The following is a 26,196-nucleotide window of genomic DNA, read 5'->3' on the forward strand; positions in this document are numbered from 1 at the left end:
ATACTAGTATGTTTGATAACACTTTATAGTGGGGTGTTGTACGGACAGGAAAATGAGACCGTACGCGATTCTACCAGTACTACATATTCTTTAGGGGAACTCTCACTACCAGATCCTAACAGCATTGTTGCAAAATATGAATATGATCCCATTACCAATAGATATATTTATCGAGAGATGCTGGGTGATTTTAATGTGAGATATCCACTTTTTTTGACTCCGGAGGAGTATGAAGCTTTGGTAGCAGAAGAGCAACGGAGAGCATATTTTAAGGAAAAAATCGAAGCGTTTAGTGGTAAGAAAGATGGAAGTGAAGAAAAGCGTAAGAACTTACTACCTATTTTCTATGTGAATTCGAGCTTTTTTGAGTCCGTATTTGGAGGAAATGAAATTGAGATTATCCCACAAGGATCTGTAGAAATGGACCTCGGGTTATTGTATACAAAACAAGATAATCCGGCTTTTTCTCCACGTAACCGGAGCAATTTTACGTTTGATTTTGATCAGCGTATTAGCCTAAGTCTTTTAGGTAAAATCGGTACGCGATTACAAATAACAGCTAATTACGACACCGAATCTACTTTTGATTTCCAGAACCAGTTAAAATTAGAATATACACCTACAGAAGATGATATTATTCAAAGTATAGAAGTGGGTAATGTGAGTATGCCTCTTAATAGTTCATTGATTCAGGGAGCGCAAAGTCTTTTTGGAGTAAAGATGGGGCTGCAATTTGGACGAACAACCATTACTGGAGTGTTCTCTGAGCAAAGATCAGAAACTAGATCTGTAAATGTGCAAGGAGGGGGAACTGTAGAGGACTTCGAACTTTTTGCATGGGATTATGACGAAAATCGCCACTTTTTCTTGGCGCACTATTTCAGGGATAATTATGACGCAGCATTAACTAATTATCCGTTTATCAATAACAATGTTCAGATCACTCGACTTGAGGTTTGGGTAACAAACAGAGCTACTAGTGCTCAAACCCTAACCAATGCACGTAATATTGTTGCGCTTCAGGATTTGGGAGAAGCTCCAGACCCTGGAAACTTTACTATTCCCGGAACACTATTTAATACAGGCCCAGGAGCATTTCCGGATAACCCAAATAATGATTTGGATCCAACAGCTATTGGACCTGCAGGGCCAATTACGGATGCGGTACGGCAAATACCTACTGTTCAACAAGGTTTTATTGGCCCAATCTCGAATTTTGCAGAAGGTTTCGATTACGCCATTTTGGAAAATGCTAGAAAATTATTGCCATCAGAATATACCTTAAACACACAATTAGGATATATCTCCTTAAATCAGCGGTTAAATAACGATGAGGTGCTCGCTGTAGCCTTTCAATATACCGTTGGAGGTCGAGTTTTCCAGGTTGGTGAGTTTGCTAATGATGGCGTAGATGCTACCATAGGTGATAATGTAGATACGGGGACAGGTACAGGAGTAGAAGTTGGTTCTAGTCAGAGTTTAGTAGTTAAAATGTTGAAAAGCCCAATTACTAATGTAAACCTTCCGATATGGGACCTGATGATGAAGAATATCTATAGCACAGGTGCATTTCGATTAGAGCAAAATGATTTCAGATTAAACATATTATATACCAACCCATCACCCTTAAATTATATTGTAGCAGCCGAAGGTTCTGCAGTACCTCTACCGGACGATGTAGAACAAACTACCTTATTGCAGGTGTTCAATATGGATCGTTTGAATCCTAACAATGACCCGGTGTCGGGAGGAGATGGTTTCTTTGACTATGTCCCTGGAATAACGGTGGATACAGAAAATGGAAGAATTATTTTTACCACAATTGAACCTTTCGGAGAGCATCTCTTTGATAAATTAGACAATGGTCCTGCGGGAGCTAATTATATAGATCCAACTACTTATAATCCAAACCAGGCAGAATATGTATTTAGAGATCTGTATACGCAGACCAAAGTGGTTGCAGAACAGCAGTCTGCAGATAGAAATTATTTTCAGTTGAAAGGACGGTACAAATCTTCTGGTCAGGATGGTATTCCTTTGGGAGCATTTAATGTCCCGCAAGGATCAGTTACAGTGACCGCTGGGGGTAGAGTGCTTCAGGAAGGTGTGGATTATACCGTAAATTACCAGTTGGGAAGGGTGAACATTTTAGACGAAGCTTTGTTATCATCGAATACCCCAATTCAGGTTTCAACAGAAAATAATGCGGTGTTTGGTCAGCAGACAAAACGATTTACAGGGATTAATGTTGAACATAAGTTTAATGATGATTTCATTGTTGGAGGTACGTTTTTGAATTTGAATGAACGACCGATTACACAAAAATCGAGCTATGATTTTGAACCCATTAATAACACAATTTTAGGATTCAATCTTAGCTATTCTACAGAAGTTCCTTTGTTAACCAGATTAGTAAATAAATTACCTAATATCGACACCGATGTACCATCAAATGTATCCGTAAGAGCCGAAGGGGCATATTTAATTGCAGGAGCACCAAAAGGAGCTGATTTTGACGGTAGAGTGACTACATATATCGATGACTTTGAAGGGGCGCAAACTCGAATCGATGTGTCTTCTCCGTTGTCTTGGGAGCTATCGAGTGTGCCGATTGGTTTTGGGGATCCGAATAATCCAACAAGTCAAATTGTAGTCGATGGTTTGGAGTCTGGGTACAAGCGAGCAAAGTTGTCCTGGTACTCGATAGACCCTATCTTCTATAGTGCTAGCCGACCTAGTGGGATTACTGACGAAGATCTGGCATCTAATAGAACCAGAAGAACTTTTATCGATGAGATTTTTCCAAATACTGATATTCCGCAAGGACAATCATTGGCACTTTTTACACTGGATTTAAACTACGAACCAGGAGTTAGAGGACAGTATAATTTCAACCCTGCTTATGCTCCGGGCAGTACTTTACCAGCACCAGATCCTGAAGAAAACTTTGGTGGAATTACGAGGCAATTAACCTCTACTAACTTTGAACAGTCCAACGTAGAATTCATAGAGTTTTGGTTGATGGATCCTTTTTTCAGAGGAACTAATGGAACACAAGAGCCTTTGACAGAAACTACAAATGGTACTATTGTTTTTAATCTGGGTAACATTAGTGAAGACGTACTTAAGGATGGAAGAAAACAGTACGAAAATGGACTTCCCGCTCAAGGAACCGATGGAGCAACTGTAGAGACAGAATATGCGAGAGTACCAGTAAATCAATCGTTGATTTATGCTTTTGATACCGAAGGGCAAGCTAGAGTAGATCAGGATACAGGTTTTGATGGATTGAGTGATGCCGAAGAGAGGGCAAAACCAGAGTTTGCTTTATTCCAATCTCTTGATGATCCGTCAGGGGATAACTATAGATTTTTCTTACAAGGAGAAGGAGGTATCGTTGAGCGTTATCGAAATTATAATGGTACTCAAGGAAACTCACCAACCGACGTAGGTAACACAGATCGAGGAAATACTACTTTTCCTACTGCAGAGGATGTGAATCGGGATAATACAATGAATACCATTAATAGTTATTTTGAGTATGAGATTCCGATTTTTGAAGGGATGGATATAGGGAATGACGGTAATACAGGATATATTTCTGATGTTCCTGATATTGTGGAGTCTGAAGTAGGAGGCCGCATTATCGAGACCAGATGGGTGCGATTTAAAGTGCCTATTTACGAACCTACCAATGCTATTAATATTAGCGACTTTAGGTCTATTCGCTTTATGCGAATGTACCTTACCGATTTTGACCAGCCTGCATTATTACGTTTTGGAACCATGGATCTGGTAAGAGGTGACTATAGAAGATATATTGTTGAAGGTAATGAAACCAATGACCCAACCAGTGGTCTTAACGTATTTGGGGATAGCGAAGTGATTGTAACTTCGGTAAGTGCTGAGGAAACTAATAACTATACCACGCCTCCTGGAGTAGTGCGAGAGCAGTTAAATAATAATAACAATATCATTCGTGAAGATGAAAGGTCCCTCGCCTTGGGGGTGACAGATCTACAATCGGGTGATGCGCGCGGTGTTTATAAGAACTTTAATGTGGATATGAGGCAGTATGAAAACCTCGAAATGTTCTTACATGCAGAAAACTTACCAGGAAACACCTCTTTGGAAGATGGAGAACTGAAGGCATTCATTAGAATGGGTAATGATTTTACAAATAATTTCTATCAAATAGAATTACCCTTAGAAGTCTCCGATCTAGGAGATAGTTCGCCAGAAGGTGTTTGGCCTTCTGCTAACCGGTTAAGCCTTCCGTTGGAGTTTCTACAGGAAATAAAATCTACCGTATTGGGTAATGATGCTCTTAGTGTTAATGATCTTAATTTCTTTGATGGGCCTAATAATTTACGAGTAGGAATCAAAGGAAATCCAAACTTTGGTGATGTAAGGTTCATGATGGTAGGGGTAAAGAATGATAGTGGAAGTACTCAATCTGGTTTTGTTTGGTTTAATGAAATGCGACTTTCTGATCTTAAAAACAGAGGAGGTTGGGCAGCTGTGGCAAATATGGATGCTAATATTGCTGATTTTGCAAACATCAGTGCTTCTGGTAGAATTAGCACTATTGGTTTTGGGGGTATTGAGCAAGGGCCTAACGAAAGAAGCCAGGAGGATTTTAGACAATATGACCTTACTACAAATGTAAATCTTGGACAACTTTTACCAAAAAAATGGGGAGTTCAAATCCCGTTTAACTATAGTAGAGGTGAAGAATTGATTACTCCTCAGTTTGATCCAGAGTTTCAAGATTTGGAGTTGCAGGATCGATTAGATAATATTACCGATCCCGAGGAAAAAGAACGAGTAGAACGACAATCTACTGATTATACCAAACGACAAAGTTTTAATGTAATTGGGCTTCGTAAAGAACGCACCGGGGGTAAAAAACCGATGCCTTATGATGTAGAGAATTTTACTTTTTCAGGAACTTATAATCAAACAGATCATCGGGATTTTGAGATAGAGAAATCCCTTGACCAGAATGTAAGGGTAGGAGCTACCTATGACTTTAGCTTTAAGCCAAAAGAGATTGAGCCTTTCAAGAAAATAAAGTTTCTGGGTAAAAGCAGATATTTTGATCTATTAAAAGATTTTAATTTCAATCCTTTGCCAACAAGTATTTCTGTGAATTCTAATATCAATCGTCAGTATAATGAACAGGTGTTTAGGGATATTACCCTCGGGCCGGATGATATTAGGCTTCCTGCACTGTTTCAAAGAAATTTCCTTTTTGATTGGCAATATGGGATTAACCATCAAATTACCAAGTCTTTGAATTTTAGTTTTACTTCGGCCAACAATAGAATCGTAAAGAATTTTATTGATGAGAATAATGAGGTGGATAATACGATAGGTGTTTGGAGTGGTTTCTTTGATATTGGTGATGCGAATACACATAGCCAACAACTACAGGTAAATTACGAAATACCTTTCAAGAAAATTCCGCTGTTGAAGTTTATGCGAGGTACATATACCTATAATGCAGACTTCCAATGGGTAAAAGGAAGTGAAGCTTTAAAAACCTTAGAAGGTATTCCTGATCTGGGTAATACCGTACAAAATGCCAATGTGCATACTCTGAATGGTTCATTAGATATGAATACTCTATATAAATATGTAGGGTTGACAAAGATAAAGCCAGGGAAAAAGAAGAAATCATCCACTTTAAAGAGAGGGCCAAAAGATCAAGAAGGACCAGCGCTAGAAGGTAAGGATGGAAAGAAAAAGAAAAAGGTAAAACCAACAAAAACTAAACTTACTGTTGGAGATAAGGCATATAACACCTTAATTGGTTTGGTTACTGCGGTGAAAAAGATCAATGTAAATTATCAACAAGATAATGGAATATTTCTTCCGGGATATGTTCGAGAGCCCGGTTTTGTGGGGACCTTAAAACCTACTGTAGGATTTACCTTTGGTAGCCAATCTGAAATTAGAGATATTGCTGCGCGTAATGGGTGGCTGACTCTTTTTCAGGATTTTAACCAACAGTATCAAGAAGTAGAAGGCCGTCAGCTTAATGTACAGGCGTCATTAGGATTGCTTAAGGATCTTAAGGTGGATATTAGTGCAAACAGAAACTTTTCTGAAACTTATACAGAGAACTTTAGAGTGAACCTGGATACCGATGGTAATATCGATACAGATAATCCATACTCTTCATTATCACCAAATGTCTTTGGTAATTTTACAATTTCTACCTTGTTAATTAAAACTTCATTTCAAAAAAGTGATGAATTTAATTCAAAAGCTTTTGATGACTTTAGGCAGAATAGAGAGATCATCGCAGATCGTTTGGCAACAGAATTCTACGGTACAACTTCTTTTCCGAGAAGCACAGAAGAAGAACCTAATGGGTATCGTTATCCTGTTGGTTTTGGTAGAACAAATCAAGCGGTGTTGTTGCCAGCCTTTTTGTCGGCCTATTCGGGATCTAATCCTGATAAAGTGCAAAAAGGAGCATTCAGAGATGTGCCTCTTCCAAATTGGGATGTAAAATACACCGGTTTGATGAATTTGAAGTGGTTCAAGAAACGATTTAAACGTTTTTCGGTAGCTCATGGGTATCGAGCTAATTATACGATTAATCAATTTAGAACCAATCTGGAGTTTAATAATGCTAATGACGTAGATCAGGCAGGGAATTTCAGAAACCCAATATTGTATTCAAATATTAATCTTACAGAACAATTTAGCCCGCTTTTCAGATTAGATATGGAGATGAAGAACTCTGTCAAGATTTTGGCCGAGTGGAAAAAAGATAGAGCGTTATCATTAAGTTTTGATAATAATTTACTTACCGAAATCCAAGGAAACGAATATATTATTGGTCTGGGGTATCGATTACAAGACCTAAGCTTTGCTACAAGGATTTCAGGAAGAAAGCAAGTAATTAAAAGTGATTTGAATATCAGGGCAGATTTGTCTTTACGTCAAAATGAAACTTTGATACGTTATTTGGATCTGGATAATACTCAAGTAACCGCAGGACAAGATATTTATGGTTTTAAACTTACTGCAGATTATGCGTTAAGTAAGAATCTAACTGCGTTGTTTTTCTATGATCATACGTTTTCTGAGTATTCAATTTCTACAGCTTTTCCGCAGACAACCATCAGGGGTGGTTTTACGTTGAGATATAATTTTGGGAATTAAGAAAAATGAACTTTTACGGGGAAAAGGTTATTGACAATTGTTTTTTGATAATTTTTACATAGGTTTTTCTAAAATCTAATAAATTAGAATTATTTTCGTCGCAAATAGTAAAAACTCGTAAATACTTTTCGGATGAACATTCCTTCAGAATTAAAATACACAAAAGACCACGAATGGGTAAAAATTGATGGCGATATTGCTACAGTAGGTATCACAGATTTTGCACAAGGCGAACTTGGGGATATCGTATATGTAGAAGTTGAAACTCTTGATGAGGAACTGGATAGAGAGGAAGTTTTTGGTACTGTAGAAGCTGTAAAAACGGTTTCAGACTTATTTTTGCCATTATCTGGCGAAATTGTTGAGTTCAATGAAGCTCTCGAAAGCGACCCAGAAGTAGTGAATTCAGATCCTTATGGAGAAGGGTGGATGATCAAAATCAAAATTTCTGATACGTCTCAAATCGATGATCTTTTATCGGCAGATGGTTATAAGGAAATTATTGGGGCATAACTACCTTTTACTACAAGCAATTTTGTATACCGGGTTGATCACCTGGGCCTCATTAGCTAAATTTGTTAATCCAATACAAGTAGATGTAAAAGACTCGGATAAAATTGCGCATTTTGGTGCCTATTTTGTTTTTGCCTTTATTTGGTTTCTGTTCTTCTTCTTTTCTCAAAAAAGAACAGAAGGTTTTAATCAGAGTTTGATCAAATCGTCACTTATTTGTTTTTTGTATGGTTTAGCGATGGAGATTGCTCAGGCTACATTAACCAATTATAGAAGTTTTGATTGGAAAGATGTTTTAGCCAATACAAGCGGTATAATTTTTGTGGTGATTTTATTGAAAGTATTTGAAAACAAATTGATTAAGTTTAAATCAAGCAGAACTTAAAAAGATAGCACTAATCCTTCTAAAGATGATTTAGTGTTTGTTTTAGAACAAGATAAAAGTTAAAAAATCTACTTTTTTGATTTACATTTTTATCTTTAGTTGGAAATTACAAAAGAAAATAGCTATTTTAGCAATCCTATAACGTGATATAATTATGGAACCGAAGAAAAATCCTAAAGCAGATTTAAGTAGAAAAAGTACTTTATTCCTTCAGCTAGGACTGATTGCAGTACTGTTTTTTACTTGGGCAGCAATTGAGTGGAAAACTTATGATAGAAGTAATATTGATATTGGTCAGGTAAACCTTGATGAATTAGAAGAAGAGGATGTGCCAATTACACAAAACTTGAACACGCCACCTCCACCTCCACCTCCACCACCAGCTCCAGAAGTTATAGACGTAGTAGAAGATGAAGAAGAGGTAGAAGAAACTATTATCGAATCTACAGAAACCAATCAGGAAGAAGAGATCGTTGAAGTAGAAGAGGTAGAAGATGTTGAAGAAGAAGAGGAAATCGCTGACGTACCGTTTGCAGTGATTGAAAACGTGCCAATTTTCCCTGGATGTGAAAATGCTGGAGGAAATGCTGCAAAGAAAAAGTGTATGAGTGATAAGGTTAAGAAATTTGTTAACCGTAAGTTTAATACAGAACTAGGTAGTGAGCTTGGTCTTACAGGAGTAAATAGAATTTACGTAAGATTTAAGATCGACAGATCTGGAAACATCGTAGGTGTACAGGCTAGAGGGCCGCACCCAAGATTAGAAAAAGAAGCTGGACGTGTAATTAAGTTATTGCCAAAAATGACTCCTGGTAAGCAGAGAGGAAAGGCAGTAGGGGTATTATACTCACTTCCGATTGTATTCCAGGTACAAGATTAAGAAAATACTTTTTTAGTTATATAAAACCCCGTTACAGCTGTAACGGGGTTCTTTTTTGGTATGCTTGTTGATTCAGGTTTTAATTGTAACGTTAAAACTAAATATTATGAGTAACAAGCACGATGTAAATGTACGAAAAAGTACGTTTGTCAATTTTCAGATTGGACTTGTAGCAAGTCTATTATTTACCTATGTGATGTTTGAAGTGTATACCGTAGCGCTACCTGATGTTGCGGTAGAGTCTCCTGTTGATGATTTTCCTGAAGAGGTTAATTTTAGTATGGATACTTTTGTGATTGAAAAGAAGCCAGCTCCCAAAGAATTAGCGGTCAAAGTAAAGCCTAAGGTCATTCCTACAGAGTTTATTCAAAAGAAAGATGATGAGGTGCTAGAAAAATTTGAAAAAGAATTTGTGAATGAGCCTTCTGCGGAGGCTGCTTCAAAAGGAGCTCCAACTGTTGATTCTTTTGATGATGTGGATAAAGATGAGGAGATTGTAATTCATAGTTTTATTGCAGTTGAAGAAGCTCCTATATTTCCTGGTTGTGAGACTTTGGGTACGAAAGAAGAAAAGGCGGCATGTTTTTCTAAAAAAATTAGAAGAATTGTTTCTAAAAAATTTAATACTGGTCTTGGTGAGAGATATGGGTTAAAAGGGGAGCAAAGAATATATGCTCAGTTTGAAATTGATGTAGATGGGATTATTAAAAATGTAAGGGTTCGTGCACCACATCCCAAATTGCAAGAAGAAACAGAGAGAGTGATTGATTTGTTTCCAAAAATGACTCCGGGAAAACAAAGAGGTACTCCTGTAAAGGTTAGGTATAGTTTGCCAATAAAATTTAAAATTCAGAATTAAACTTTTTGAACATCACATAGTTTAAAAAAGCCTGTAGCGTCTATGCTAACAGGCTTTTTGTACATAATATGGGGATTGTGTTTACTTTGTAAGACTTACATAAATAGTTTTACGCATACGTTCAGAGTTGATAAAACCACTTCCGTAGCCTTTGCTGTCGTAATTGGAAGTTAATGTTTCGTTTTTTATAATATCCTCTTCAGATTTACCAGCGTCAATTTCTTTTTGGATGTTTGCTGTGATGTCTTTTAGCATTTTCAAGAAATCTTGAAGGTCTTTTTTGGTAGCCAAAGCTCCATGCCCGGGAATAATTTTGGTGTCATCATTTGCGAGAAGTAATGCTTTTTCAGAAGCTTTGATGTAACCTTTAATACTTCCACCGGAGTTTAAATCAATGTAGGGGTAGCGACCGTTAAAAAAAGTGTCTCCCATGTGTAATACATTTCCTTTGGCAAAATAAATCAAAGCGTCACCATCGGTATGCGCGTTGTGTACATGAAACGCTTGAATACTTTCTGCGTCAAAGTAAAGTTGTAGCCCTTCATCAAAAGTAATTACTGGTAATGAATTGGCTATTACATTCCCTTTTTCCTTTTGATTACGTTCCATTCTAGAACGTACATTTTTTTGAGCAAAGATCGTAGCGCCTTTTTTTGCCATATTTTCGTTACCCCCGGTATGATCTCCGTGATAATGGGTGTTGATCACCATAGTTACGGGTTGATCACTAATGGTTTTAAGACCTGTAAAAATTTTTTCTGATAATCGCGCAAATTGATCATCGATAATAAAGAGGCCTTTTTCATTTTTAAATACTCCGATGTTCCCTCCTTGTCCGGTAAGCATATAGATATTTTGAGCTACAGGATCAATAGTTATAGTGACTTCTTTGTTTTGTGCACTGACGAGTAAAGCCGTTAAAAGTTGAGTGAGTAGAAATAATCGTTTCATAAGTTTGTAGTATGATTTATCCCTGTTGGTCGCAAGGATGATGTAAAAATTACGTTTCTAAGGGTGTAAGGTGCTCAAAATCTTTGGGTAAAGTAATCAACAGGTGTTAAAAGGTGAATTATAAGGAGTTATAAGTTGTCTAAAAGGCTTTTAAGATATATCTTTGCACCACTTTTACAAAAGCGATATATAAAACGTGCAAGATTTGAGCGTAACCCAAGTCGATACAATTAAAGTTTCTGTTGTTCAGGATTTTAAAGAGATAACAAAAATGCGTTTGGCATTAAGTGTGGTTTTCTCTTCGGTAGCCGGATATTTATTGGGTGTTGAGACAGTTTCATGGACCACTTTGATTCTTTTGGCGATCGGTGGATATTTGATGGTGGGAGCGTCTAATGCTTTCAATCAAGTTATAGAAAGAGATCTTGATAAATTAATGGATCGTACTAAAAATCGTCCGGTACCATCTGGTCGAATGTCTGTCAATACCGCTTTAGCCATTGCTACTCTTTTTACTATAGCAGGAATTACAGTATTGTATGTAATCAATCCGCAAACGGCAATGTTTGGGGCAATTTCCATCTTTTTTTATGTGAGTTTATATACTCCTTTGAAAACAAAAACACCACTTTCTGTTTTTGTAGGTGCTATCCCTGGTGCTATCCCTTTTATGCTAGGATGGGTAGCTGCTACCAATGATTTTGGGATTGAGCCAGGAACACTGTTTATGGTGCAGTTTTTTTGGCAGTTTCCGCACTTCTGGGCGATAGGATGGTTCTTGTTTGATGATTATAAAAAAGGAGGGTTTTTTATGCTTCCTACAGGAAAGAGAGATAAAGGGACAGCAACTCAGGTGGTGATTTACACACTATGGACGGTAGTCACATCTATCGTACCTGTTTTTGGAGTTACAGGAAGGCTTTATCTTACACCGGTTTCAGGTGTTATTATCCTGATATTAGGATTGGTTTTACTCAGATCAGCAATTCGATTATATAAAAATAGAGATGCCAAAACTGCTAAGCAATTGATGCTAATGAGTGTTTTATATATTACACTTTTGCAAATCATTTATGTGGCAGATAAATTTATTAGAGTATGGATTTAACCCAAGGAACTACGCAAGAAAAGATCAATAGATCCAAAAAGACCATGATGTGGTTTGCCATGATCAGTATGGCAATGGTTTTTGCTGGACTTACCAGTGCTTATGTAGTGAGTAAATCTAGAAAGGACTGGGCAACAGATTTGGAGTTCCCTCAGGCTTTTGTGATTAGTATTCTGGTTATTCTTTTGAGTAGTGCTACTTTTCATTTTGTCAAAAAAGCAATAGATCAAAATAATAGGGGGTTAGCTACCGGACTATTATTGGCTACCTTAGGTTTGGGAGCATTATTTGTAAACTTACAATTTCAAGGTTTTAACGATATTATTAATCAAGGATATCATTTTACAGGACCAACTTCTAATATTGTGTCTACATTCATGTTTATCATTGTGGTAACGCACTTAGCCCATATTGTAGGAGGGTTGCTGGTTCTTTTGGTTGTAATTTATAATCATTTTAAACAAAAGTATAAAAAGGGACAAACTTTAGGGCTTGAACTAGGTGCAATGTATTGGCACTTTGTTGATTTTCTGTGGGTTTATCTCTTCTTGTTCTTGTATTTCGTGAAATAAGTAATAATGCGGATTTTGCGCCAATAAAATAGATTATCTTACACGATGATATTTGACCAAATTAAAAAATGGATTTAAGGAGGTGAAATGATAAAATTGATTATTTTTGTGGAAAATTTAACAATACCAAATTCTTTATATGGAAACAGCTGTTACTAAAACAGGTACAGAGGGTAAAATCTGGGGAGGTGGTAACGAGCCACTGAAAGCGAGTTACGGTAAGATGATGATGTGGTTTTTTATCCTTTCTGATGCACTTACATTCTCAGGTTTTCTTGCCGCATATGGTTTTTCAAGATTTAAGTTTATAGATTCTTGGCCTATAGCCGACGAAGTTTTTAATCACTTTCCATTTTTACATGGAGTAGACGCTCCTATGTACTATGTGGCGTTAATGACTTTTATATTAATTTTCTCTTCTGTAACTATGGTACTTGCTGTAGATGCTGGTCATCACATGAAACAGAAGAAGGTAATTCTTTACATGTTCTTGACCATTATTGGTGGTTTGATTTTCGTAGGTTCTCAGGCTTGGGAGTGGAAAAACTTCATCAAAGGAGAATACGGAGCAGTAGAAACTAGAGGAGGTCAAATTTTACAATTTGTTGATGCAGAAGGTCACCGCGTAGGGTTGAAAGAGATCGCTATTTTGGATACTCATAAAGAAAGAACACAGCACGAAAGTAAATTGGGTGTATGGTATGATAAAGAATCTGCCCTTCCAACCTATACGATCGATGAGATCCGTGCTGGATTTGCAAAGAGAAAAGATCTTTTGATTCGTACTCAAGTGTTGACCGAAGAAGGAGAAAAGACAATTTTATCCAGAGAAGAATCCCTAAGAAGGTTACAAGCTGATGCTATTGGGATTGTAGAAGGAGCAAACCTTATCCATAATGAGTATGGAACTCCATTGTTTGCAAACTTCTTTTTCTTTATCACAGGATTCCACGGATTCCACGTATTTTCTGGGGTGATTATCAATATCATCATTTTTATCAATGTAATTCTAGGGACTTATGAGAGAAGAAAGAATTACGAGATGGTAGAGAAAGTCGGTTTGTACTGGCACTTTGTAGATTTAGTTTGGGTATTTGTATTTACATTCTTTTACCTGGTTTAATAAAAAAATAGTAGATAGATAATATGGCACACGATACAGCACATCACGAATCAAATATATCAAGAATATGGAAAGTGTTTTTCCTACTTTCTGTGATTACTATTGTTGAAGTTATTTTAGGTATTATTAAGCCTCCGTTTCTTATAGAAACTACTTTAATAAGTATGAAGTTGTTAAACTGGATCTTTATCATTCTTACGATCTGGAAAGCATACTACATTACATGGGCTTTTATGCACATGGAAGGAGAAACTAAAGGACTTAGAAGATCTGTAGTATGGACTGCTATTTTCTTGATTTGTTACCTGATCTTTATTCTATTGACAGAAGGAGATTATGTGTATGAAGTTTTCAAAGCAGGACACAAAAGCTGGGATTTCTAAATCCTAAAATATATAGTTAAAAGCATTGTAAAAAGACGGTTTTTTGAGCCGTCTTTTTTATTTTTGCACAACCTATTTTGGTAGATAATCTACTATTTACATAAATGAAGAAAATACTAGTTTTAGGTACTTTGTTTGTATTGCCGTTGGTGGCATACCTATTTTTTGCTTCTGGAGTACATAATTTTGCAAAACTCCCCGTTTTAAATACTGAAGTCGGCACTTTGACAGACTTTGAGCCTTTAACTTCAGAAGAAATCACTCTTGATGATAAAATTACAGTACTCGGTTTTTTAGGAAAGGAAATCCACAATAAGCAGGGGAATGCTTTTAATCTTAATCAAAAGATTTACAAAAAAAATTACGGCTTTAGGGACTTTCAGTTTGTTATGGTATTGCCATATGGTAGTGAACAGGCTGCAAAAAAACTATTAGAAGAGTTAGGCGTTATTACTGATGTAGTACAGTGGAAATTTCTTTTCGGCACACCAGAACAAATAGAAAGTTTGTTTGCATCCTTAAAAACACCGCACCAACTCGATGCCAATTATGCAACCAATTATGTGTATATCATTGATAAAGATAGTAGTCTTAGAGGGAGAGATGGAAGTGTCAAGAAAGATGAGCCCGCAGTATATGGATATGATGCAAGTTCTGTGGCCGATTTGTCTAATGTAATGGTAGACGATATTAAAGTGGTTTTGGCAGAATATCGATTGGCATTAAAAAAGTATAAGGCAGACCGTAAAGACAAATAACTATGAAAAAATATTCTTACGTAGGAATTTCCTTTATTGTTTTAATTTTTGGGATCATATTTATTCCAAGAATTGTAAATAGAGTAAAAGATACATCAGTGGTGAAGAATGATAGAATGAGTGCTGATAACCCCTACGCAAATGAAAAGCTAGCTTATCTGAAAATTAATGGAGAACCAAGGAAAGTACCTGAATTTGCTTTTCTTGATCAGGATAGTATATTAATTACCAATCATGATTATAAAGGGAAGGTATTTGTAGCCGAGTTTTTCTTTACCAGTTGTCCTACGATCTGTCCTAGAATGAACCGCAATTTGGTCTATCTTCAGAATGAGTTGAAAGAGTATCCCGACTTTGGAATTGCTTCATTCACCATTAACCCAAAGTTTGATACACCGACCCGATTGAAGAAATATGCAGAGAACTACAAGGTTACTGATCCCGATTGGCATTTTCTAACTGGAGATCGAGAGGATATATACGATTTGGCCAATGCAGGATTTAATATTTATGCAGCAGAAAACCCAGAAGTTCCCGGTGGATTTGAACATAATGGATATTTTGCATTGATTGATAAAGACGGGTATATGCGTTCAAGATATGATCAATCCGGAAATCCAATCATCTATTATAGAGGTACTATAGGAGTTGAAGAAAAGATGGATGAAAATGGAGAAGAAGAGCAGATTACTGTTTTGTTAGAAGATATTAAAAAATTATTAGAAGAATAATGAGTGATAGCGCTGCCATAGAAAAGAAATACAATAAGTGGATTGTTATTTTATCAATAGCGATACCTGTTGTCGTAGCTGGGCTTTTTGGAGTAAACCTTAGAAAAATGGGATACGATGTGGAGCCACTTACGTTTTTGCCTCCAATTTATGCTTCGATCAATGGGTTGACTGCAATTTTGTTGGTAGCTGCACTTTGGGCGATTAAGAATAAAAACATCAAATTGCATGAGGGCTTGATGAAAACTGCGATTGTTTGTTCTGTGCTATTTCTGGGAATGTATGTAGCCTATCATATGACTAGTGACTCTACCAAATTTGGAGGAGAAGGAATTATAAAATATGTGTATTACTTTATTTTAATTACTCACATCATATTATCTATTGTAGTTATTCCGTTTGTGTTGGTTACCTATGTTCGTGCATTGGCAAAACGATTCGATCGTCACAAAAAAATAGCAAGAATTACGTTTCCTATTTGGTTATATGTCGCAGTAACTGGTGTTATTGTGTATTTGATGATATCCCCTTATTATGCGTAACTAATACAATTTCCTTGAAGACAAAAATTTTCTATATAACGATTCTTTTATTTTTAATTGCTCTTCCTACAGAAGCACAATGCTCAATGTGTAGAGCTGTTTTGGAAAGTGAAGAGGGGCAAGAAACAGCAAAAGGAATCAATGACGGGATAGTGTATTTGATGATCATTCCTTATGTTTTGATAGGCGTGGTAGGATATTTTATTTTCCGAAACAAGAAAAAAATAAAACCTGTCGAAAATTAATATTTAACATTTTCATAACAGGAATAAGTGTAACAAAGCTCGTAACTAGCTAGTCTTATGTAACAAGACTACACTAACCCATCAACAAATTACTAGCAGGGAAAACTAGCTGTTTGCTGTAAAAAGTTTCATATAAAACTGTTTTGTGAGTCTTAATCAAAAATAAGGTACATTTTTTGTGCCCTATTCATTCATCTAATCAAGCGAAAAGTTATGATTGAAATCAAAGACTTGCATAAATCTTACCAAATGGGGAGCAATTCGCTTCACGTACTTAAAGGAATAGATTTTAGCGTTAAAGAAGGAGAACTGGTTTCTATTATGGGATCTTCGGGTTCCGGAAAGTCCACATTACTTAATATTTTAGGAATGTTGGATGAAGCAGATAGTGGAAGCTATTTTCTCGATGGGATGCCCATCAAAAATTTAAACGAAAAAGTAGCGGCCAAATACCGCAATAAGTTTTTAGGATTTATTTTTCAGTCCTTCAATCTTATTACCTACAAAAGCGCATTGGATAATGTAGCCATGCCTTTGTATTATCAAGGAGTAAAACGGAAAGAACGTTTAGAAAAAGCCTTACATTATCTTTCAAAAGTTGGACTGGCAGATTGGGCCTCGCACCTTCCTAATGAACTTTCAGGGGGTCAAAAGCAAAGAGTCGCTATAGCCAGGGCTTTAGCATCAGAACCAAAAGTACTGTTGGCAGATGAGCCTACAGGAGCTTTGGATACCAAAACCTCGTATGAAGTTATGGAGCTGATCCAAGGGATTAACGACGAAGGTAAAACAATTCTTATCGTTACACACGAACCCGATATTGCCAACATGACCAAGCGGATTGTTAATCTTAAAGATGGGGTGATCATTGATGATACTATAGTAGAACAGGTAAAAGCCGTAGCTCATGTTTAGTATAGAACGATGGCAAGAAATTTTCGAAACAATCTCCAAAAATAAACTACGTACCTTCCTTACCGGAGTATCTGTTGCATCTGGGATTTTTATTCTTGTTCTTTTATTGGGAGTAGGTCAGGGTATGCAAAATGGAATTGCCAAAGAATTTGAAGGAGATGCATCCAGTAGTATCTGGGTATGGACACGTACTACTTCCGTAGAATATAAAGGATTAAATCCAGGAAGAAGAATTAATCTTACCAACGAAGACTACGCTTTTATCAATAAAAGTAATGCAAGTACTTTAGAGCATAGTTCTTCTAGAGCTAGACGTTGGGGTATTTTGGTCACCTATGGTAAAGAATCTGGTAGTTATGGTATCGAAGGGATTTACCCTGATTTTCAGATTATCGAAAATGAAGAGATGATTAGTGGTCGGTTTGTAAACCAAAGTGATATCGACGAGCAAAATAAAGTTGCCGTAATTGGAAACAAAATTAAAAGAGACTTATTCAAAAAGGATGAAGAAGCTGTAGGAGAATATATCGAGATTAATGGAATTCCATTTAAAGTGATAGGGGTGTATTCTGATAAGGCGGGAGAGCGTGAAGAAGATCGAGTGTTTATTCCTTCTCCAATTGCACAGCAAATTTTTGGATTAGGAACCAACATTAATGGTTTAGCCTTTACCTTGGAGCCCGAAGAAAACTTTGATACTGCAGTTCAAAAATCAGAGCAATTTGTGGAGGCTATGACGTCTTATCTCAAAGCAAAGCATATTATAGCTCCCGAGGATGATCGTGCTATCGGGGTTAACAACAATCTCGAAAATGCAAAACGCTTTTATAATTTGATCTTTATGATCAAAGCCTTTTTCTGGTGGGTGGGAATATGTACCATCATTGCCGGAATTGTAGGGGTTAGCAATATTATGTTGATTATTGTAAAAGAACGTACCAAAGAAATTGGTATTCGTAAAGCTATAGGGGCACAACCCGCTTCAATTATTGGTCTTATTTTACAAGAAGCTATTTTTGTAACCGCATTAGCCGGTTTTGTAGGACTCATTTTGGGATTAGCACTTTTAGAGTTTGCGGGACCATTGGTACAAACCGAATTTATATTAAACCCTTCGGTAGATTTTAATGTGGCCTTGACCACTGTTTTTATTTTGATTTTTGCTGGAGCTCTTGCAGGTTTTTTTCCTGCATGGAGAGCCGTAAGAATAAAACCTATTGTAGCACTTAGAGACGAATAATATGTTTAATAGAGATCGATGGGACGAAATACTTCAAGCACTTACAGCCAATTGGTTTAGAACCGTATTAACCGCTTTTGGTGTGTTTTGGGGAATATTTATACTGGTTATTTTATTAGCCGCTGGAAAAGGACTAGAAAACGGAGTTAAACAAGGGTTTGGAGATATTGCTACCAATACCATGTTTATGTGGACACAAACGGTTTCAAAACCGTATAAAGGACTGCCAAAAGGGAGAAGATATAACTTTAAAATATCGGATGTACAATCCATAAGGGATCAGGTGCCAGGACTATTATATATTTCTCCAAGAAATCAATTAGGAGGGTTTAGAGGTTCAAATAATGTAACTAGAGGGTTAAATACGGGAGCTTTTAACGTATATGGAGATTATCCAGAAATTATTAAGCAAGACCCCATTAACATCACCTCTGGGCGCTTTGTGAATTATGGAGATATAGAAAGTAAACGAAAAGTAGCAGTGATTGGAGGAGGAGTAGTGAAAGAATTGTTTACAGATGGCGAAGATCCAATTGGAGAATATATTAAAATTCAGGGTGTAAATTTCATGGTAATCGGCACCTACTCCAAAAAATCAAATAATGGAGATGGTGAGGAATCCCAAAAAGAAATTTATGTACCATTTACCGCATTTTCTCAAGCATTTAATTACGGCGAGGTAGTGGGATGGATGGCCATCACAGCAAACGATGATCAATCAATTACCAATTTAAAGGGAGATGTAATGGATGTAGTGAAGACTAATCACTCTATTCATCCCGAAGATAACAGAGCGGTTGGTAATTTTGATTTGTACGAAGAATTCAAGAAAATAAATGGCTTATTTATCGCTCTACAGGGGGTGGCATATTTTGTAGGAACCCTTATATTACTTTCTGGAATTATCGGGATCAGTAACATTATGCTGATTGTGGTAAAGGAGCGTACCAAGGAAATTGGTATTCGTAGAGCCTTGGGGGCATCTCCTTGGGCAATAAGAGGGCAAATTTTGTTAGAATCTATTTTCTTGACGATCATTTCAGGAATGGCAGGTATTGCTGTTTCAACAGGAATTATTTTTGCAATCAATAAAATGTTGGAGGGAGCTCCTGCAGATAATGATAGTATGTTTGCTAATCCAAGTGTAGATTTAACAGTAGTGTTTGTTGCACTATTTATATTAATAACAAGTGGTTTGTTGGCTGGTTTAATACCTGCGCAGGTAGCAATCAAAACCAAACCAATAGACGCATTAAGAACAGAATAAATTAATCATCAATCAAAAACGATCCTACTTTGTAGGATGTTAAGAAATCCAATAGAAGTGTACTTATTATGAAAAGAACAGTAACCATTATTATTTTAATCATTATAGCTTTAGTTTTCGGGGGATCCTTGTATTACTTATATCAAAAAAACCAGGAAGATCCTGTTACTTATGAAACAGAGCAAGCATCGGTTGAAACCATTATCAAAAAAGCAGTAGCCACAGGAAGCATTGTTCCTAAAGAAGAAGTATTGATCAAACCCAATATTTCAGGAATTATCGAAGAAATTTATATTGAAGCCGGAGAGCAGATCAAATCAGGTGATTTGATTGCAAAAATTAGGGTGGTCCCTAATATCTCTTCTTTACAAAGTGCCAAAAACTCCGTGCAAAGTGCTAGAATTGATCTAGAGAATCAGCAAAAAGTGTACGATAGACAAAAGGAATTGTTTGATAAAGGAGTAATTTCGGCCAACGAATTTGATGGGGTAGATGTTGCCTACAAGCAGGCCAAGCAATCTTATGAGGCTGCTCAGCAAAACTATCAAATTGTAAAAACAGGTACTGCAAGAGGGTTGGGAAGTGTAGCAAATACATTGATCCGGTCTACTGTGACGGGGATGGTATTAGAAGTGCCTGTAAAAGAAGGAAATCAGGTGATCGAGGCAAATAACTTTAATGATGGAACAACAATAGCAGCCATTGCTGATGTAGGGAAAATGATATTTGAAGGAAAGGTAGATGAGAGTGAAGTAGGGAAAATTAAAGAAAACTTACCTTTGGAAATTACCGTAGGAGCCATCGAAAATAAAAAGTTTGATGCTGTATTAGATTATATTGCACCCAAAGGAAAAGAAGAAAATGGAGCAATTCAGTTTGAAATTAAGGGATCATTGGATAAGAATGATTCTACATTTATTAGAGCTGGACTTAGTGCAAATGCCTCTATTATTTTGGCCAAAGCAGACAGTGTTATGGCGGTAAAAGAAGCGTTAATTCAATATGATTCTGAAACACAAAAACCTTATGTAGAGATAGAGACAGGAGAACAACAATTTGAAAATAGAGATGTAGTGTTAGGGGTAAGTGATGGAATTAATGTTGAAATTAAAAGTGGTATTACCAAAGACGACAAAATAAAAGTTTGGAATCAAATTAAGAAGTCAGAATTTGAGAATTAAAATTTTTTTAGGAAATAACTGTAACAACATCATTCAATTAGATACATATAGGCATTATGCGAATTAAAATTTCAATTTTATTACTTACACTTTTTAGTGTATTGGGGACTCAAGCGCAGAAAAAGCAATGGAGCTTAAGAGAATGCGTAGAATACGCTCTTGAAAATAATATAACCATAAAGCAGTCAGAACTAGATGTAGAATCTGCTGCCATAGACAAGTTAACTGCATTGGGTAATTTCGTTCCTTCTGTTAATGGATCTGGAACACTGTCTTCAAATACTGGAGCAAATATTAACCCGGTTACTAATGCTTTTGAAACTACTACCTTTACATCGTTTACTACCGGGGTGAATGTAGGGTTAACGTTATTTGATGGATTGCGTAATCTTCGTCAATTACAAAGAGCAAAAATGAACAGGTTGTTAAGTCAATACAACCTTGGGAAATCCAAAGATGATATTGCTTTGTTTGTGGCTAATGGTTATCTACAGGTTCTATTAAATAAAGAATCGCTGAAAGTAATTCAAAAGCAACATGAAATAACATTAGAACAATTGCAAAGAACCAAAGATCTTGTTGAAGCAGGAGTACTTCCAGAAGGGGATTTGCTAGAAATAGAAGCTACATCTGCAGATGAATTGACACGAATTGTACAAGCAGAAAATTCAGTTCAGATTTCTTTGATCAGTTTAGCACAAACTTTACTAATAAAAGATTACGAAACCTTTGATACGGTGGAACAAGATTATATTGTTCCTGGTTCAGATATAGTGAATAAACCAATAGATCAAATTATTGGTAGAGCTCGAGAAGCTCGATATGAAGTGCAAATTGCAGAACAAAATAAGTTATTGGCCGAAAAGGATGTTCAGCTTGCAAGAGGGAGCTACTATCCTACATTAAATGCTTTCTTCGGATACAACACTCGATGGGCGGATAATGACTTTTTGGAAAGAGACTTTACTACGCAGTTGTATGAAAATGATGGATTTTCTTATGGATTGCAAGTGAATGTGCCTATTCTTAATGGATTCAATACAAGAGCTAACATGAAAAGAAGTTTGGTAAACGTAAAACGTACAGAATTTCAGTTGGAGCAAGCCGAATTGGATTTGGACAGTAATGTGTATCAGGCTTATTTGGATGCCAAAGGTTCTGCAGAAGCATATGAAGCTGCTCAAGTGGCTGTAAAAGCTCAAGAAAGAGCCTACCAGTTTGCAAAAGATCGTTATGATGTAGGACTCTCTAATGCTTTCGATTTTAGTCAATCTAAGTTTAGATTAGAGAATGCGCAAAGCCAAGAGGTGCAAAACAAATTTGATTATATTTTTAAACTTAAAGTTCTCGAGCTTTATTTCGGGATAAAGATTGCAGACATTAAACTATAAACAGTAGTTTTCTATTTTTGGCTACTGTTTAAAAAGAAATTGTAATTTCAATATATAGAATTAATAGTGAAGTAAGTCATGAGTAGAAAAACATTACTTTTTATTTTAGGAGGAGTTTTATTTTTAATCATTATGCTTGTTGTTGGCAAAAAAGCAGGATGGTTTGGTAAGGATGGTAACTTTAAAGAAGTTTCTATCGCTAAAATAGAAAGAATTGATATTGTAGAAACCGTAGCCGCAACTGGTAAAATACAGCCAGAGGTAGAGGTAAAATTATCTTCAGAGGTCTCCGGAGAGATTATTGATTTACCGATCAAAGAAGGACAGCAGGTTCAAAAAGGAGATTTGCTGGTTCGTATTAATCCGGATATTATTCAGGCAGGATTAAATCGATCTCAAGCAGCTTTGCAGAATGTAAGGGCTGGGTTGCAACAGGCTGAGGCTAGTCTTAAAGAAGCAAAGCTTAGTTATGATCGTAATAAGGAATTGTTTGAGAAAGGGGTAATCTCTAAAGCAGAGTGGGATAGAGCGGTATCGGCTTATGAAGTGGCAGAAGCCTCTAAGCAGTCTGCATTTTACAATGTAAGAAGTGCTCAGGCGACTGTGAATGAAGCCAAAGATAATTTAAGCAGGACTACCATTTATGCGCCTATGAGTGGAACCATCTCTAAACTGTCTGTCGAACTAGGAGAACGCGTTGTAGGAACACAGCAAATGGCAGGAACAGAAATTGTTCGTGTTGCCAACTTGAGTAATATGGAGGTTGAAGTAGATGTAAATGAAAATGATATTGTAAAAGTATCAATTGGTGATTCTACTATCGTTGAAGTAGATGCTTACCTTAAAAAAGAGTTTAAAGGTTTAGTTACGGAAATAGCTAATTCTGCTGAAAACTCAGTAAGTGCAGATCAGGTGACCAATTTCAAAGTTAAGGTACGTATTTTGGAAGAATCGTATAAAGATCTATTAGAGGGAAAACCAGAGAGTTTCTCTCCCTTTAGACCTGGGATGACGGCAACCGTGGATGTAATCACCAACAAAAGAGAAAATGTTGTTGGTGTACCTATAAGTTCGATAGTAATTAAAAATGATACTTCTAGTGTTCGTAAAGGAGCAAAAAAGGATAAGATAGCTACTGCTACTGAAGAAAAGTTTGAATGCGTCTTTGTAAAGAATGGAGAAACTGCCAAGTTAAAAGTAATTAAAACAGGAATCCAAGACGATACCAATATCGAAATCACTGAAGGTTTATCAGAAGGTGATGAAGTGATTACAGGGCCGTATAATTTGGTAACAAAAACGCTTAAGACTGGAGATAAAGTGATTTCTGAAGAACAAAAAAATGCAGAGGAAAAAGCAAAGTAATATTTGATTTAGTGCAACATATTTCTTAGTTGATTCAATTAGATTATCTTTGCCAAAATTTGGGTCATGTCATATCTTCTCTGTATTGAGACTTCTACAACTAACTGTTCTGTTGCGATAACAAATCATGAAAGGATTATTGCGTTATCAGAAGATTATAACGATAGTTATTCGCATGCAGAACGTTTACATGTTTTTATTCAAGAAGTAATGGCTAGTGCTGGAATAACAATGAGAGATGTTGCTGCAGTAGCTGTCAGCAAAGGTCCTGGTTCTTATACAGGGCTTAGAATTGGTGTTTCTACGGCCAAAGGTCTTTGTTATGCCCTAGATGTGCCTTTAATCTCTGTTCCCACCCTGCTATCCCTATCTAAACAGGTAGAAGCCCAAAAAGGAGAGTTTATCATTCCTATGCTCGATGCCCGTAGAATGGAAGTATACGCATCTGTATTTTCTTCGGATTATGAAGTAATTCGCGAAACAAAAGCAGAGATCCTGGATTCATCGTCATTTTCAGAATATTTAGAGCGAGGAAAAGTTTATTTTATTGGTAATGGGGTAGAGAAATTTTCGAAAATTTGTGAACACCCTAATGCAATTTTTATTTCAAAAAAATTGCCATCTGCAAATGAGATGGCAACTGTGGCGTATTCCAAATTTTCGTCCAGAAGTTTTGAGGATGTTAGTTATTTTGAACCCTACTACTTAAAAGACTTCGTTGCTGGTTAGAATCAATGTTTTTAAGTGCATTGTATTTGGCAACTAATCGTATTAGATCTTCCTCTTTTTTCAGACGAATCTTTTCTTTTTTAATATAATTCTTTAGCTCTTCTTCTTTATCAGAGAATGCGGTCAAAATGTCTTTCTTATTTAATGGTAATTCTTTGATTTCATTACCTTCTTCAAGATAATAGGTAGTTATTTTTTTAATTTTTCCAGTTACAGAATTCCCTGTCATTGGATCCAATTCTTTAGGCTCAGTTATTTTAAGAGCATACTTTTTATATACTCTATAGGTGTCATTCATCTCGATTAGAATATAGTATCCGAACCTTTTATGGCCACGTTCATTTCTAAATTCACAGAAGTAGTAGTATTCATCATTGATTCTAGCGTAGGTTGTTGGAGATTTGATAACCTCGTGTAGCTTTCCCACCTTTTGATGCTCTAGTGCATCAGTATATATATTGTACTTTAATCTAGCATCGTAAGTTTTTGAATTTTGATCTATTACTGTAGCTTGTTGGTAATCTTTACTTACATATACGCTTCCCGCATACTTTTCTAATTCTTGTACTTTTTCATTTGTATTTATTGCTTGCGAAAATTGTGCAAAAGCAAATACTGGGGTAATCAGAAAAAGCAATGTTTGTAGTATTTTTCTCATAATGACTGCATTTATCTAGGTTGAAAGTATTAAAAATATCGATAAAAAACAAATTAATATTAACTTTTTCTTAATAAATGAGACTGAATCTGAAGAGTTTAGCCGTATTAAAAGCAAAAAGGAACAGATTTCTGTTCCTTTTGTAAATTATGGTGAAGCAATTATTAGCTCGTATCGAACTAATATTTGCTTAAGAGGCTGTTTGACGGAGAAGAACTAAGATTTTTAAGTGCATTGTATTTTGCGACTAACCGTATCAGATCCTCTTCTTTTTTAAGTTTTATCTTTTCTTTCTTGATATATTGTTTTAATTCATCTGATTTGTCACTGAAAGCAGTGATTAAAATTTCTTTTTTATCCATAGGTAATTCTATAATGATATCATTTTCTTCGAGAAAATAACTCACCTTTTTTCTAATACTTCCAGGTTCAGGAGTTCCATTGTACACATCCATCTTGATAGGGTCTTTTATTTTTACTTCATAACGCTTGTAAATTCTGTATTGATCATGAAGCTCTACCAAGATGTAATAACCTTCTCTATCAACTCCACGTTGCGTTTTAAATTGACAATAATAAAAGTAATCTTCACCAATCCTTGCCTGGATCTTTGGGTTCTTACTCAATTCAAACAATTCTGAATTTTCTTTATACTCTACGGCATCGGTATAGATATTATATCGTAATTCAGAATCATGAGTCCCAGAAGAGGTTTCGTCGATAATACTAGACTCTACAAATTTGTTTTGTAAGTATATAGATCCATCGTATTCCTCATACATTGGAAATTCCTGAGTGTATTGTAGGATGGATGATGGTACTTGAGCGGGGGCTATGTTGACAATTAATACAGTAAAAAAAAGTAATACTTTTCTCATATCTTTTCGGGGTATTTATTTTGAGGGCTAAAAGTTTGTAACAAAAATATTTAAAAACGGAGTAAAAAGAGAGGGCGAGAATTTCCTGTTTTCGTTAATTAATGTTTTTTTAAAATTGAGGTTTTTTCGTTCTTGAAAGAAAACAAATAGGCAAAATACTGCGGGTGAAAGAGTTATAAGAAATTAGTGTTGTGCAGAAGTAAAATGACTACGGAATTGCCAGAAAAAACTATTGTTTTTGAGTTAATACATAGTTAATTCAATCGTAATAATGAGATGACGAAATTTCGGAATTAATTTATTATTTTATAGGAACATAAAAAACACCAGCTAGATTTCTAGC

The 26,196-nt window shown here is 36.0% G+C and carries 23 protein-coding genes; 20 read left to right on the forward strand and 3 right to left on the reverse strand.

Annotated elements, in window-relative coordinates; all coding sequences use genetic code 11:
• Nucleotides 1-12: 12 nt before the first annotated feature.
• From sov to ACXAGJ_RS20015, 5 genes are all read left to right on the forward strand, one after another.
• Complete coding sequence (gene sov / locus ACXAGJ_RS19995) at nucleotides 13-7,179, forward strand: T9SS outer membrane translocon Sov/SprA (RefSeq protein WP_474842321.1); 7,167 nt, start codon at nucleotides 13-15, stop codon at nucleotides 7,177-7,179.
• Nucleotides 7,180-7,311: 132 nt separating this feature from the next.
• Nucleotides 7,312-7,692 carry a glycine cleavage system protein GcvH gene (gene gcvH, locus ACXAGJ_RS20000; protein WP_073315632.1) on the forward strand — a complete coding sequence of 127 codons (381 nt, stop codon included), beginning with the start codon at nucleotides 7,312-7,314 and terminating at the stop codon, nucleotides 7,690-7,692.
• Nucleotides 7,682-8,077 (forward strand): VanZ family protein, encoded by a 396-nt coding sequence (locus ACXAGJ_RS20005; RefSeq protein ID WP_170864575.1) that lies wholly within the window; start codon nucleotides 7,682-7,684, stop codon nucleotides 8,075-8,077. Before gcvH ends, ACXAGJ_RS20005 begins: the two co-directional genes overlap by 11 nt.
• A 154-nt stretch (nucleotides 8,078-8,231) precedes the next feature.
• Nucleotides 8,232-8,957 carry an energy transducer TonB gene (locus tag ACXAGJ_RS20010; protein ID WP_473285335.1) on the forward strand — a complete coding sequence of 242 codons (726 nt, stop codon included), beginning with the start codon at nucleotides 8,232-8,234 and terminating at the stop codon, nucleotides 8,955-8,957.
• A gap of 106 nt (nucleotides 8,958-9,063) precedes the next feature.
• Nucleotides 9,064-9,816, forward strand: a complete 753-nt coding sequence (locus ACXAGJ_RS20015; RefSeq protein ID WP_474842324.1) for an energy transducer TonB — start codon at nucleotides 9,064-9,066, stop codon at nucleotides 9,814-9,816.
• 81 nt (nucleotides 9,817-9,897) lie between these two features.
• Here the strand turns inward: ACXAGJ_RS20015 and ACXAGJ_RS20020 are convergent, their stop codons facing one another.
• Nucleotides 9,898-10,767 (reverse strand): MBL fold metallo-hydrolase, encoded by an 870-nt coding sequence (locus ACXAGJ_RS20020; protein ID WP_474842326.1) that lies wholly within the window; start codon nucleotides 10,765-10,767, stop codon nucleotides 9,898-9,900.
• A 205-nt stretch (nucleotides 10,768-10,972) separates the two neighbouring features.
• On the opposite strand from ACXAGJ_RS20020, the gene cyoE reads away from it, so the two are divergent.
• The 15 genes from cyoE (at nucleotide 10,973) to tsaB (ending at nucleotide 24,317) form a co-directional block, all read left to right on the forward strand.
• Nucleotides 10,973-11,875 (forward strand): heme o synthase, encoded by a 903-nt coding sequence (gene cyoE, locus ACXAGJ_RS20025; protein ID WP_073315825.1) that lies wholly within the window; start codon nucleotides 10,973-10,975, stop codon nucleotides 11,873-11,875.
• Entirely contained in the window at nucleotides 11,866-12,447 is a 582-nt protein-coding gene (locus ACXAGJ_RS20030) for a cytochrome c oxidase subunit 3 (protein ID WP_073315628.1), read from the forward strand. The genes cyoE and ACXAGJ_RS20030 overlap by 10 nt, the downstream gene beginning before the upstream one ends.
• A gap of 139 nt (nucleotides 12,448-12,586) precedes the next feature.
• Entirely contained in the window at nucleotides 12,587-13,570 is a 984-nt protein-coding gene (locus tag ACXAGJ_RS20035) for a cytochrome c oxidase subunit 3 (RefSeq protein WP_474842328.1), read from the forward strand.
• A gap of 23 nt (nucleotides 13,571-13,593) precedes the next feature.
• Nucleotides 13,594-13,953 carry a cytochrome C oxidase subunit IV family protein gene (locus ACXAGJ_RS20040; protein ID WP_073315626.1) on the forward strand — a complete coding sequence of 120 codons (360 nt, stop codon included), beginning with the start codon at nucleotides 13,594-13,596 and terminating at the stop codon, nucleotides 13,951-13,953.
• A gap of 104 nt (nucleotides 13,954-14,057) precedes the next feature.
• On the forward strand, nucleotides 14,058-14,711 hold the full coding sequence (locus tag ACXAGJ_RS20045) for a hypothetical protein (RefSeq protein WP_474842330.1): 654 nt from the start codon (nucleotides 14,058-14,060) through the stop codon (nucleotides 14,709-14,711).
• 2 nt (nucleotides 14,712-14,713) lie between these two features.
• Nucleotides 14,714-15,442, forward strand: coding sequence for an SCO family protein (locus ACXAGJ_RS20050; RefSeq protein ID WP_474842332.1), 729 nt, complete (start codon nucleotides 14,714-14,716; stop codon nucleotides 15,440-15,442).
• On the forward strand, nucleotides 15,442-15,984 hold the full coding sequence (locus ACXAGJ_RS20055) for a DUF420 domain-containing protein (protein ID WP_474842333.1): 543 nt from the start codon (nucleotides 15,442-15,444) through the stop codon (nucleotides 15,982-15,984). Before ACXAGJ_RS20050 ends, ACXAGJ_RS20055 begins: the two co-directional genes overlap by 1 nt.
• 14 nt (nucleotides 15,985-15,998) lie before the next feature.
• Nucleotides 15,999-16,229 (forward strand): hypothetical protein, encoded by a 231-nt coding sequence (locus ACXAGJ_RS20060; protein ID WP_073315622.1) that lies wholly within the window; start codon nucleotides 15,999-16,001, stop codon nucleotides 16,227-16,229.
• A 213-nt stretch (nucleotides 16,230-16,442) separates the two neighbouring features.
• Nucleotides 16,443-17,144, forward strand: a complete 702-nt coding sequence (locus ACXAGJ_RS20065; protein WP_474842335.1) for an ABC transporter ATP-binding protein — start codon at nucleotides 16,443-16,445, stop codon at nucleotides 17,142-17,144.
• Entirely contained in the window at nucleotides 17,137-18,384 is a 1,248-nt protein-coding gene (locus tag ACXAGJ_RS20070) for an ABC transporter permease (protein ID WP_474842337.1), read from the forward strand. The genes ACXAGJ_RS20065 and ACXAGJ_RS20070 overlap by 8 nt, the downstream gene beginning before the upstream one ends.
• A gap of 1 nt (nucleotide 18,385) precedes the next feature.
• A complete protein-coding gene (locus tag ACXAGJ_RS20075; protein ID WP_073315619.1) occupies nucleotides 18,386-19,651 on the forward strand; it encodes an ABC transporter permease in 1,266 nt (421 codons plus the stop codon).
• Between the two features lie 68 nt (nucleotides 19,652-19,719).
• On the forward strand, nucleotides 19,720-20,832 hold the full coding sequence (locus ACXAGJ_RS20080) for an efflux RND transporter periplasmic adaptor subunit (RefSeq protein WP_473285359.1): 1,113 nt from the start codon (nucleotides 19,720-19,722) through the stop codon (nucleotides 20,830-20,832).
• 56 nt (nucleotides 20,833-20,888) lie between these two features.
• A complete protein-coding gene (locus tag ACXAGJ_RS20085) occupies nucleotides 20,889-22,223 on the forward strand; it encodes a TolC family protein (protein WP_474842339.1) in 1,335 nt (444 codons plus the stop codon).
• Between the two features lie 78 nt (nucleotides 22,224-22,301).
• On the forward strand, nucleotides 22,302-23,588 hold the full coding sequence (locus ACXAGJ_RS20090; protein ID WP_474842340.1) for an efflux RND transporter periplasmic adaptor subunit: 1,287 nt from the start codon (nucleotides 22,302-22,304) through the stop codon (nucleotides 23,586-23,588).
• A 66-nt stretch (nucleotides 23,589-23,654) separates the two neighbouring features.
• Nucleotides 23,655-24,317, forward strand: coding sequence for a tRNA (adenosine(37)-N6)-threonylcarbamoyltransferase complex dimerization subunit type 1 TsaB (gene tsaB, locus ACXAGJ_RS20095; protein WP_474842341.1), 663 nt, complete (start codon nucleotides 23,655-23,657; stop codon nucleotides 24,315-24,317).
• Here tsaB and ACXAGJ_RS20100 read toward each other — a convergent pair.
• Complete coding sequence (locus ACXAGJ_RS20100; protein ID WP_474842343.1) at nucleotides 24,271-24,975, reverse strand: hypothetical protein; 705 nt, start codon at nucleotides 24,973-24,975, stop codon at nucleotides 24,271-24,273. The two genes, tsaB and ACXAGJ_RS20100, sit on opposite strands and share 47 nt — an antisense overlap.
• Before the next feature lie 179 nt (nucleotides 24,976-25,154).
• Nucleotides 25,155-25,853, reverse strand: coding sequence for a hypothetical protein (locus ACXAGJ_RS20105; protein WP_474842345.1), 699 nt, complete (start codon nucleotides 25,851-25,853; stop codon nucleotides 25,155-25,157).
• Nucleotides 25,854-26,196: the final 343 nt, after the last annotated feature.

Source organism: Aquimarina sp. AWH4_224, assembly GCF_056160245.1.